This is a genomic window from Paenibacillus sp. Y951 (assembly GCF_056786395.1).
In genome coordinates this window covers 1-12,110 of record NZ_JBXCIY010000037.1, presented here as the reverse complement: position 1 = coordinate 12,110, position 12,110 = coordinate 1, and the positions used below count along the sequence as shown (strand labels likewise).

Here is a 12,110-nt window from a genome sequence, read left to right as displayed (position 1 = left end):
GTCGGCTCCATCCTATAACAAAGTATTCAAGCAGCGGCTGCGCCTTGGTCACTTTGATGCTTTAGGCAGAAGTAGCAGATTCAGTGACAACTTGCTACGCAAGTTCGTGAATACAAGAACGTTATGAGAAATCGCCGAAAATCTAATTAAAGATGAATATATTCTTATCTATAGATTAGATTGAATGATCGAGAATTTTGAAAAACTCAAAAATATTTGTTTGGAGGGCTTAATAGTGAAGATCAGAAGTTCCGTCTGTGCCTTGATTATTCGAAATAATCAGATTCTAACGATAAAGAAACAAGAGGACAATGTCATTGAATTTATTATGCCTGGAGGAGGCCAGGAATTTGGAGAAACACTATTGGAAGCTCTTCACCGTGAAATTCGGGAAGAAGTCGGAGCAAGTATAAAAAACGCAAAATTAATTTTTGTAAGAGAATATATTGGAAAGAATCATGAACATTCAGAAAGGGACATAGGACTACATATAGTTAATCATATATTCTCTTGTGAGATCGATGAAGAAAGAAAATATCAATTAGAACCAGACTTTGATCAAATCGGAATTGAATGGCTTAAGATCGATGAATTAGAAAGACATAATTTTTATCCTAAAGATATTATTAAAGAACTTAAAAAAATTAATACAAGCACAAAAGTTGAAACCTATATCGGAGATATTAACTAAAACCCTGAAAAACTATTTGTAAGTATCTCGAAGAAGGCGGCAACATCTCATAACACCGTATTCACGCAGCGGTTGCGCCTTGGTCAGCAGAGGAAATTCAGGATGTGATTGCTGTCTGACAACTTCCTGCGGAAGTTCGTGAATACCTGAACGTTATACGATATTGAGCAAATACTTTAGAGATTGGAGTTGCATATGAACAAACTAGAGATTATAAGAATGAAAGAAAAAGAATATCATGATCACTGTTATCAGAATAATAAATTATTTGAAGAAGGCTCATGGTTACATAAACCCGTAAAAACAATAATGGATTTATTTGAAATAGTTAGTAATCGTTCAGAAATTACGGTATTAGATCTGGGGTGTGGCGTAGGAAGAAATAGTATCCCTTTAGCTGAAAAATTAACAAACCGGAACGGCACTGTAGTTTGCGTTGATTTACTAGAAAGTGCAATAGAGAAATTAGTTCAATATGGACATGAGTACAATGTATTAGAAAATCTAAAATATGAAGTTACGGATATAAGTGACTTTAATATTGACCGTGATATATATGATTTTATTTTTTCAGTTTCTAGTATTGAACATCTGGCATCTGAAGAAATTTTCGATAAGTTTCTTGGGGATATGATTACCGGGACAAAAAATGGTGGGATTAATTGTTTTATTATAAGTACCAATATCAGAGAGACAGAGGTTGAAACAGGAACGGCCTTAGAGCCTATGTATGAGTTGCTTTTTGAAACAGATTATTTGCTAAAGAAATTTAGTAGACAATATAATACTTGGAAACTAATCAAACAAACGGTTAAACCTTACGAAGTTGAGATTAGTAGAGATGGACAAAGAGTGCTGCTTCAGGGGGATGTGGTGACCTGGGCTGTCCAAAAAATATAGTTGTAAGTTAAATCGAAGAAGGCTCAAACATCGTATAACACAGTATTTACGCGGCGGCTACGCCTTGGTCAGCAGAGGGAATTCAGGATGTGTTTGCTGTCTGACAACTTCCTGCGGAAGTTCGTGAATACCTGAACGTTATACGCAATTACTGCAATACATTAAAGGATGTATTACAAGATTCTCATTAGAACACATATCATGATGAGAATATTTTTTAATAACAACTGGCTACTGTGATATTTTGGAAAACATGAGCAACTTAGTTTATAGGTAGTTGGCGCTTTGAAGAGAATAGTTGCATTCAGTATAACGACTTTTTCGATTTCGATTATTATGATCATTTTAATGGTGCAACTGTTTCCTTATACAGGGCTCGGTAGAATAATCACCATACCAATAACGATTGTGGTAAATACAGCTATTATTGCACTGGGTATTTTTTTGTCAAGGAAGATGAAACTTCCGCTGTTTGTTATTGTTTGGATTGTTATCATCGTAATAACCATATCAAATACCATTACATTCCATCCCCAGGAATATAGTCCATCGGTTTATAAGCAGATTGGACATAGCATCTCGGCAATCAAGCATTATGATGAAATAGACAAGGCTTCAATATATAAATCGATAGATTCTCATGATGTAGAGAATCTATCCTTCAATACACAGACACCTCAAGAATATATTGTGGCCCTACATAAGTTCAGGGATGAACTACCTTTAGATGGCTCGTTTGTTCTTGATGGAAGTGTAGATAAATATGGCGTAGATCCTACAATCCGAAATATCGAAGAAATTTCCGGCAAACTTGTTGGACATTATGAGATTTTGTGGTGGTATCTCGAGATATTTAAAGAATAGTTTAACGGCAACGTCTAATTAATAAACGAAGATTAGTTAAATGACATATTAAAAGTAACTCAAAGAGGGCAATAACAGCGTATAACACCATACTCACGCGGCGGCTACGTCTTGGTCACTAGGATGCTTTTGGCAGAAGAAGCAGCTTCAGTGACAACTTGCTGCGCAAGTTCGTGAATACAAGAACGTTATGTGATAGGTCGGCAAATTTTAAAAGGAAGTGGTTTCAATCGAAGTAATAATAATAAAAAGTTTAGAGTCATATGATATAGATACGTTGTTATTAGAAAGCACTAAAGAAGGATATCGTTTCATTAAGAGACTGATAGATGAATTTGAACAAGGAATAAATCGTTTTGATAAACCGGGTGAGGCTTTATTTGTTGTGGTAATTGATTCTATGATTATAGGTATTGGTGGGTTAAATCATGATCCATATATAAATAAAGAAGGTTATGGAAGAGTAAGACATTTATACGTTTTAGAAAGATACAGAGATAAGGGAATTGGAAAAACCATATTGAAAAGAATAATAGACGAATCAAGAAAATATTTTGAAGTTCTATTACTAAGGACTAATAATGAAGTAGCAAATGCAATGTATTGCAATGAAGGCTTTAAAAAGAGCGACAAATATAATCAAGCAAGTCATTATCTTACATTAAGGAAAGAACCTATCAAAGTAATTCAATGAAGGCGATCAATCACATAACACAGTATTCACGCAGCGGCTACGCCTTGGTCAGCAGAGGAAATTCTGGAAGTTATCGCTGTCTGACAACTTCCTTCGGAAGTTCGTGAATACCTGAACGTTATGCGAAATACTCGAAAACCAAACCGATAAAGAAAGGACACTTAAATGCCTAAATTAATGACATTGATGTTATTACTGATTGTTTCAATTTTCTTAACAAGCTGTAAACAAGATAATAAAGCTATGTTACTCGGTGTTTGGGAATCAGATCAAGTGAGCCAAATAGTAGGAAGTGATGAAGAGTTAGGACATTATAATTATTTAGAAGTAACAGAGACAAATATTAATGCTAAAACTTTTAATTGGGTATCAACAGAAGGTGGAGTACATAAAAAAAAATATAATGAGGAAGAGAAGAATATGAATTATCAATGGAAAACTGAGAAAGAAATCTTAGTGGAAGATTCATTATTCGAAATTGAATTAATGAAAGATAAAATGGTATTAAAAAACAAAAATATTGAAATACACTATTACAAAAAGTGATAAGTAAAAGTAAGTTGATAGTAGTTCCAGTAGTCGAGTAAATCGCACAACAAAGTATTCACGCTTCGGCTACGCCTTGGTCAGCAGCGGAAATTCAAGATGTAATGGCTGTCTGACAACTTGAATTCGCAAGTTCGTGAATACAAGAACGTTATAGGAAATCAGTGTAATACTATATTAGAGAGAAGGGACAAAGAAGAATGAATCTCAAATCAAACAACTATAAACTTCATTTAATTAAAGAATCAGAACATGGATTGTTTTTTTCTCCAGTTAAGGATGAGAAGACAATGGAAATGATTGAAGAACTTGCATATGCTTTCGAAAAAAACTATAACCGAATCATTGATATGTTTATGTTTAAGCCTAATCAAAAAACAATTGTTCATGTTTACTCTGATAGAGAGCAATTTTATAAAATTATTGGTCGGAAGACCGAGGGAACTTATGATGCAAGTGACAATATCATTAAATTATATACACCGCTAAGTTTAGAAGATCCTGATATATATTTAGAATATACGTTTCAGATAGTTCATGAATTTGTTCATGAAGTTATCCAACAAATAAATCCTATTGTTGGAAAGGCTAAGTGGCTGGATGAGGGGACAGCATATTTTGCTTCATTGCAACTTGAACATGAATTGAAAAATCGATCAATAATCAGCAACATCCCAACATTAGAACAACTCATAAGTCCAACATTCTATGATAATTTCGATGGATCAGCATATCAAATTTGTGGTTTGATTGTAAAATTCATTACTGAAAAATACGGAATAAATACTCTAAATGAATTTATTAGAAGAAATCCTGAAGGAATCGAAGAAATATTAAATATATCATTAGAAAGATTCTATTTAGAGTGGAAACAAAGTTTACAGTGACTTTACGTGTATCATTGAAGTCACTGACTTCCTATAACACAGTATTCACGCGGCGGCTACACCTTGGTCATTTGATGCTTTTAACAGAGTAGTAGATTCATGTGACAACTTCCTGCGGAAGTTCGTGAATATAAGAACGTTATAGGAAATCAGCGCAATGCAAAAAATACAAACCACTTTGCATAAACTCTTAAAAATCTAATTACAAGTATAAGGAGCTGATATGATGAAGGATAAGATTTTTAAGTTTGGACGTATACCATCAAACACTTTAATAACAGTTCTTTTTTATGCAGGAATTCTACCGATAATGTACCAAGCAATTGTATTCGGGAAAAAAGTATATTGGAATAACTTTATTCAAACACAATTGAAAGAGGGAAATTGGTATACGGGCAAGGAAATAAACAATTTACCTTTAGGGGTATTGCAAGGAGTAATTTTATTTTTAATATCTATCATTATATGGAAAGTGATTTGTGAACTAATATTAATTGTAGTTCGATATTTTGAAATAAGAATAGAGAAATAAGGAGAAAGATCATTTCTCAGCAATTTCGAAGAAGGCGCTGACATCCGATAACACAGTATTCACGCTGCGGCTACGCCTAAGTCACTTTGATACTTTTTGGCAGAAGTAGCAGATTCATGTGACAACTTGCTGCGCAAGTTCGTGAATACAAGAACGTTATGTGAAACACCCAATAGAAAGGACAAATAAGAACATGAGTTGGATACAAGGTGGGCCCTTTCTAGAAATTAGTCTCTTATTAAAGGAAACTAATTTGCAGGATATAATATATCTCGTTTCTTCACACGAAAAAGTCACCATTGCTAGTGAAAAAATTAAAGAGAAGATTAATGAATTTGAACAAGGTTATCACTTTGATAAAGAAGATCTTTACTCACCGAGGATTCATTCAACTAAACTGAATTTACTAATAGATTTGTTTGGAGAAAGAAAGTCGATATTATTTATTGAACGAGTGGCTGAAGATACTATTTTAATGAATTATTGCTTTTTTGGTAGTGAGTTTGATGCACCTGAATGGGAACAGGCAGGAATAAAACAAACGGAGTATCATTTTTTTATTGATTTTCTCGAGAATATTCTTGAATATTTTAATGGTGTTGCAGGGGCAATTAGCTTGGAAGATGATATTTCAACTTTAATCTCTGATAAACATATTAGTCCAAACAATATATTTAGTTTCTTAAAACTCAATCATATCAAACTGATAGAACGAGGCGAACTCAAGAATTTTATTGCAGTCGGATATAGGGAAGAAGGAAATACAATAATAAGGATTTTCTCAGATATATCTTAGAAGTCGGGTGCATCACATAACACAGTATTCAAGCGGCGGTAATTCGCCCTTGGTCACTTTGATGCTTTTTGCAGGGTGGTAGATTCATGTGACAACTTCCTACGGAAGTTCGTGAATACAAGAACGTTATACGCCAATGTAATCCGAAGGTTTTTGAGAGCGTGTGCGTTCACAACGTCCTTGTTGTTTGAAGAAAACCAACTTACAAAAAAATTCATTACTCAAAAGATTCTCCTCACCTTAGTTAGACTCCGAATGCAAAGGGTTACTTTGCTACCACACATAATGATCAAAAAACAATTAAAAAAACACTTTACAATAAACATCCTGATAAAGAGAATATCTTTGAAACCCATGAAACGCTTGGTTAAACCTTCATTAAAGAATAAAACAATTGTTTAAGTTCATAAGAACAAAACCATCATAAATGATATTAATAACCATAGATTACATGGGAAATCATTTACGGATACGGACAAATACTCCTTTATTTCGTGTACGTATAGGGCATTAAATGATGCAATTTATACAATGTATGTTACAAGTAATTTCGTTACGAAAATCTGCCGAAATTATTAGTTGTATTTCTTATGTATGATTGTTTTACTATCGGCATAAACTACTATTTGATTTTGAAGCATTGTAGAGAATGATAGAAAAAATAACCTTAGTTAAGAAAAGAGGCAGAGTTAAAGTGAGGCGATATAGTTTGTTACCGATTTTACGAATTCTATTTCCCATTATTACAGTTGCATTGGCTGGTTATGGATTAATCACAAAAAATTACGAATTTCAAGCATATATGATGCTATTTTTAGGCTTAACAATGTTAGTGATGGGAATACAGGAATTCCAACAGAACAAAAAGATAACAGGGTGGTTATCGATCGTCGTATTTGTATTTATACTATTCGTATCTATCCAAAGTTTTATATTTCATTAGAGTATTTATTGTAAGTATTATTCACCATATGAAAGAAAAATTGTATTCAAAACAAAATATAGATTACGCTTCTTAATTTGATACAAATCAACAATCAAGTTGTTCAGAGCCAAAAACATAAAAATGCATGTTGAAGGTCGACGTCCTGTCTTCATTCGAGGAAGTCGGATTACAACAGCGTATAACACAGTATTCAAGCGGCGGGCATCCGCCCTTGGTCAGCAGAGGAAATTCAACGATGCCATTGCTGTCTGACAATTTCCTCCGGAAGTTCGTGAATACCTGAACGTTATACGCCATTGTAATCCGAACAGTTCTGTTCAGTGTTTGCGTTCACAACGTCCTTGTTGTTTGAAGCAAAAGCAATTACAATCATACTAATTACTTGAATTTCCTCACCTTAGTTAGACTCTGAATGCAAAGGGTCACTTTGCAACCTCACGCATATAATCAAAAACATTTGAAAAGCACTTCACAACAAAAACCTGAATAGAGACAATGATTCTTGAACCACTTGAACCAAGAATAAGACACATTGTTTAAAGAGAATTAAAACACATGATTAAATTCTTTAAAAGACATTTTGCAAGATTAGCATTAAAGACAATAAACACGTTAATTGAAGGCCGACGTCCTGTCTTCATTCGAGGAGTTCGGATTACAACAGCGTATAACACCGTATTCAAGCAGCGGCTCCGCCTTGGTCACTTGATGCTTTTTGGCAGATGAAGCAGATTCAGTGACAACTTCCTGCGGAAGTTCATGAATACAAGAACGTTAGACGAAACTCTGTGGAAAATAATAGTGTCTTGAAACACCGTAGGAGGTTGATGAAAAATGAAAAATAATAAACCAAGGATAATTGCTATTTCGGCAGTTTCAGGAGGTGGAAAAACTACTATAACAACTCGATTGAGTCAGGTTCTAGATAACGCAAAGATCATTTATTTTGATGAGTATGATATAGAAGGACCTAAAGATATTATTGATTGGGTTGAGCGAGGCTATAATTGTAATGAGTGGAATCTAGAGAAGCTCATTACAGATTTGAACGATCATATTCTTTCTGAAGATTCAGAATTCATTTTGTTAGACTATCCATTTGCAAGGCTACATAACAACTTGAAAAACATAGATCTGACTATTTATATAGATACCCCTCTTGATATAGCAATGGCAAGAAGAATGTTACGTGATTATAAAAATATGAATACGGAAGATATTTTAGCAGAGTTAAGTAGTTATATAAAACGTGGAAGAAAAGGTTATGAAGGCATGTTAAACATGATAAAACCAAATTCAGATTTAATAATTGATGGAACACTGCATGTTGAAGAAATAGTTAATATTATATTCAGTGAAATAAAAAGAAGATACTAGTGGATTCAAGGTAGTACAGAGCTTCGTCTAACACAGTATTTACGCAGCGGCTACGCCTTGGTCACTTTGATGCTTTTGGCAGAAGTAGCATATTCAGTGACAACTTCCTGCGGAAGTTCGTGAATACAAGAACGTTATAGGAAATCGCAGAAAGGCAAATAAATTTAAAATCAAATATAACATTTGAGGTGATTTTCATCGGGTATATCATGGAATTGAGAAAGAAAGTAGGAAATCAACCATTGATTATGGTTGGGTCGTGTGTTTTAATTTTTAATTCACTAGGACATTTGTTACTCCAGAAACGAGCGGATAGTTACGATTGGGGAACCATTGGAGGGGCACTAGAACTTGGAGAATCCTTAGAAGAAGCGGCAGAAAGAGAACTTTACGAAGAAGCTGGATTGAGAGCAAAGACTTTTAAATTAATAACAATATTTTCTGGTAAGGATATGTACTACAAATATCCTCACGGAGATGAAATCTATAACGTAATGGCAGTATTTGAAGCAATTGATATTGAGGGACAACGAATGATAAATGATGATGAAGGACTTGAACTACAATATTTTTCATTAGAAGAACCAATAGAGAATATAAACCCACTCACAAAACTAGTATTAAAAAAAGCAGGATATATAAAGAATTGGTAGAGTGACGAAAGGCATTTTGAAAGTATTTCAAAGAAGTCTGCGACATCATATAACACATTATTCACGCCGCGGCTGCGCCTTGGTCACTTTGATGCTTTTGGCAGAAGTAGCAGATTCAGTGACAACTTCCTAAGGAAGTTCGTAAATACAAGAACGATATGTGAAACATCTGGATTGGTAAAACCATATAAATACAAGTGCTAATAAAAGCAAACAGAAATAGCAACAATATTAGATCGTATCCCGTTGTAGTAAGTAGAAACATCAAATTTAATCACAAGAATAATTAGTTTCATCCTCGCACCATGAACCGCACCAGTTGGAGGTCCAACTATAACGTTAGAAAACCTAGATGAAAACCATAATTTAAAAAAGAATGAACAGAAACCTTAAGGAAAAAAGCAATGTAGATGAAGTCATTTAAGACATATAAAAAGGATAGGATGGCAACATTTAGGTTTGTGAAGTATTTCAAGAAGTCAGATGCATCACTTATCACCGTATTCACGCTGCGGGCATGCGCCCTTGGTCACTTTGATGTTATTGGCAGAAGAAGCAGATTCAGTGACAACTTGCTACGCAAGTTCGTGAATACACGAACGTTATAGGAAATCAGCGTAAAAACGAAAAAAAATCCAAAATTGCACAAGTTTGGACAGGGGTGATTATCAGTGAAATTTATCTTTAGTTTGAATGAATTGAATCAAGAAGGTTACTTTATTGAGCGCGGTGCTTTTATTCATGACGGAAAAATTGGACTTTATTTTGGAATAATAACGGAAGAGCAAATTCCTAGATCACTCTCTACATTGTCATCTGAATTAATTAATCGTAATAACCCTTTCAAGGAATATGAGGATGGTAAGAAACACTGGTATTTTCCTAATCATGTGGACATAGTTAGACATACATTGGATTCCTTTTTGCAGAAAAATAATCAGAATCCCCAAAATAATGAGAATCAGTTTATTCAGCATGACTCATCCAATTACCCTCAAATCATCAATGTAAGTGAGCTTGCTGAATTATTAGTGGACAAGAAGGTATTAGTGTTTACTGGAGCTGGAATATCCGTTTCTTCAGGCGTACCTGATATGTCTCTGCTTAACCAACTTATACATGAAGCTTTTAATCCAACTAGTGATTATATAACCGAACTCATAAATAACAGTTCGGAAAAACGACTGGATAAAGCGATAAATCTACATGGGCTTTTCGTACACTCTAACCCGTCGATTTCCCATTTGAGAATTGCTGATTTATATAACTCCTTTGGTTGTGATTTAATTACAGGAAACCTTGATGGTCTTCATGAGAAAACGGGCGTCGTTCCCAAATACTATACTGATGGAAATAATGAAGTGGACGATTTAGGAGAATATGATCTATTACTAACTATTGGACTCGGAGAAGAAGGTAATATTAATCTGACTGATAAGTATCGTAATGCTAACCCTATTGGTAAGGTAATTGCAATAAATAAAGAATGCCCACAATACTTGGTGACTAACGATTATTGGATTACTGGTGATTGTGATGATATCTTAGATAAGCTATGCATTCTTTTGAAAATCAATATAGATTGAGATTGAAAGTATTTCGAAGAGGACGCTGACATCCTATAACAATGTGTTCACGCATCGGGGGACAAGCCCCTCGGTCCGCAAGAAGTAGGAGATGAAAATTCGAGGAAGATAACTCAGGCATGGAAGCATAATCTGCGGACACATCCGCACCACCTAACCGCATCGCGGCCGCTCACTACTTTCGCTTAAGCTGGTGGGACGTCGTGAACACTGAAACGTTAGACGCAATTGCTTAACAGAGCAGTAAGTACAGGAGGCATGCCGATGAAGCTTTATCATTTTAGTGAGGAATCTGATATACGTGTTTTTAAGCCAAGAGTCAAACATAATAGACAAAACATGCCTCCAGTTGTTTGGGCAATAGACCAGCAACATGAATTTACTTTTTACTTCCCACGGGACTGTCCTAGAATTGTATATAGAAGAACTGAAGGGATAAGTAACGAAGACAATCATACGTTTTTTGGGTTTACTGATTCCAATATTGTTATCACTGTCGAAATTGATTGGTACAAGAAAATTAAAGAGACAACTACCTTCAGATATGAATTACCGAGTGAAAGCTTTGAATTATTTGATGAATTTGCAGGCTATTATATATCTGAAGAAACATTAAAACCAATCGAAATAACACCACTAGATAACTTAATTGAAAGAATTGCAGAACTGAATATAGAGATTAGATTTACACCAAACTTGAACCCATTAAAAGAAACTTTATTAAAGTCTTCTATTAAAGATTTTGGAATACATAGATTTGAAAACGCTAGAAAGCTGTGAGTTATTCAAGAAGAAACAACTGCGTCTAACACTATATTCGTGCTACGGGCCATGCGGCCCTTGATCTGCCAGAAGTATTTTCGAGGAAGAGGAATCAGGCAGATACATCCATTCCCCTAAGATAAGAGCTATTTAAGGGGAATGGACGTCACGAATACAAGAACGTTATCGGAAATTCCCTAAAAAGAATAAATAAGAAAATGGTGCATATATGACGAAGACTTATAAAGTCCTAGATGACAATTACGATCTGAAAGAAGGTTCTTTTATATATTCGCTTGCTGAAAAGGGGGAGTTTGATGAAAAGCTTTTTTGGGAGTATTACAACGTTGCAATTGATATAGTTAGAGACACATTAAACCAAGAATTAGACAAAGAGCTCACTAAAAAGATGTTTGAGATTTATAAGAGAGTTACAGAATGCTTCTTGTATCACCACGATAATAATGATTTATATAAGATATCAAATTATCCAGTTGATAAAGCACTTTACTATCGTGAAAGACTATCATTTATGATTGAAGGATATTTTAATGATTTTGTAATGAGTGAAAAGCAATTCGGAAGTGAAATAATAAACCCGAAGTATAAAGAAAACAATTGAACGTACCATCAAGGAAGAGGGAACATCCGATAACACAGTATTCACGCGGCGGCTAGGCCTTGGTCACTTTTGATGCCTTTGGCAGAGTAGTATAATCAGTGACAACTTGCTACGCAAGTTCGTGAATAACTGAACGTTATCGGAAATTATTGCATGATTATGATAGTAATAATCAAGGAGGCAATATGAAACAAAAAATAGCTGATCGACCTAACTGGGAACGAGTATTAGAAAAACGTTATTTTCAAGAATAT

The 12,110-nt window shown here is 34.5% G+C and carries 14 protein-coding genes; all 14 read left to right on the top strand.

Translation table 11 applies throughout. The features are described from left to right. The first annotated feature begins 235 nt into the window (after positions 1-235). The 14 genes from AC1TPB_RS24330 (at position 236) to AC1TPB_RS24265 (ending at position 11,856) form a co-directional block, all read left to right on the top strand. Positions 236-691, top strand: coding sequence for an NUDIX domain-containing protein (locus AC1TPB_RS24330; protein ID WP_482078852.1), 456 nt, complete (start codon positions 236-238; stop codon positions 689-691). 195 nt (positions 692-886) lie between these two features. Continuing rightward, positions 887-1,591: a class I SAM-dependent methyltransferase gene (locus AC1TPB_RS24325; protein WP_482078851.1), complete on the top strand. Its 705-nt coding sequence runs from the start codon at positions 887-889 to the stop codon at positions 1,589-1,591. A gap of 285 nt (positions 1,592-1,876) precedes the next feature. After that, entirely contained in the window at positions 1,877-2,455 is a 579-nt protein-coding gene (locus tag AC1TPB_RS24320; RefSeq protein WP_482078850.1) for a hypothetical protein, read from the top strand. Between the two features lie 220 nt (positions 2,456-2,675). Further along, positions 2,676-3,149, top strand: a complete 474-nt coding sequence (locus tag AC1TPB_RS24315; RefSeq protein WP_482078849.1) for a GNAT family N-acetyltransferase — start codon at positions 2,676-2,678, stop codon at positions 3,147-3,149. Positions 3,150-3,314: 165 nt separating this feature from the next. Then, entirely contained in the window at positions 3,315-3,695 is a 381-nt protein-coding gene (locus AC1TPB_RS24310; RefSeq protein WP_482064796.1) for a hypothetical protein, read from the top strand. 290 nt (positions 3,696-3,985) lie between these two features. After that, complete coding sequence (locus AC1TPB_RS24305) at positions 3,986-4,582, top strand: gluzincin family metallopeptidase (protein WP_482078848.1); 597 nt, start codon at positions 3,986-3,988, stop codon at positions 4,580-4,582. Positions 4,583-4,805: 223 nt separating this feature from the next. Beyond that, a complete protein-coding gene (locus AC1TPB_RS24300; RefSeq protein ID WP_482078847.1) occupies positions 4,806-5,114 on the top strand; it encodes a hypothetical protein in 309 nt (102 codons plus the stop codon). Positions 5,115-5,307: 193 nt separating this feature from the next. After that, positions 5,308-5,910, top strand: coding sequence for a hypothetical protein (locus AC1TPB_RS24295; protein ID WP_482078846.1), 603 nt, complete (start codon positions 5,308-5,310; stop codon positions 5,908-5,910). 694 nt (positions 5,911-6,604) lie between these two features. Continuing rightward, positions 6,605-6,853, top strand: a complete 249-nt coding sequence (locus AC1TPB_RS24290) for a YczI family protein (RefSeq protein WP_482078845.1) — start codon at positions 6,605-6,607, stop codon at positions 6,851-6,853. A gap of 837 nt (positions 6,854-7,690) precedes the next feature. Then, complete coding sequence (locus AC1TPB_RS24285) at positions 7,691-8,233, top strand: nucleoside/nucleotide kinase family protein (protein WP_482078844.1); 543 nt, start codon at positions 7,691-7,693, stop codon at positions 8,231-8,233. A 197-nt stretch (positions 8,234-8,430) separates the two neighbouring features. After that, positions 8,431-8,886, top strand: coding sequence for an NUDIX hydrolase (locus AC1TPB_RS24280; RefSeq protein ID WP_482078853.1), 456 nt, complete (start codon positions 8,431-8,433; stop codon positions 8,884-8,886). Between the two features lie 671 nt (positions 8,887-9,557). Beyond that, positions 9,558-10,472, top strand: a complete 915-nt coding sequence (locus tag AC1TPB_RS24275) for a Sir2 family NAD-dependent protein deacetylase (RefSeq protein ID WP_482078843.1) — start codon at positions 9,558-9,560, stop codon at positions 10,470-10,472. 264 nt (positions 10,473-10,736) lie between these two features. After that, positions 10,737-11,252: a DUF6886 family protein gene (locus tag AC1TPB_RS24270; RefSeq protein WP_482078842.1), complete on the top strand. Its 516-nt coding sequence runs from the start codon at positions 10,737-10,739 to the stop codon at positions 11,250-11,252. A 211-nt stretch (positions 11,253-11,463) separates the two neighbouring features. Then, complete coding sequence (locus tag AC1TPB_RS24265) at positions 11,464-11,856, top strand: hypothetical protein (protein WP_482078841.1); 393 nt, start codon at positions 11,464-11,466, stop codon at positions 11,854-11,856. Positions 11,857-12,110 lie beyond the last annotated feature (254 nt).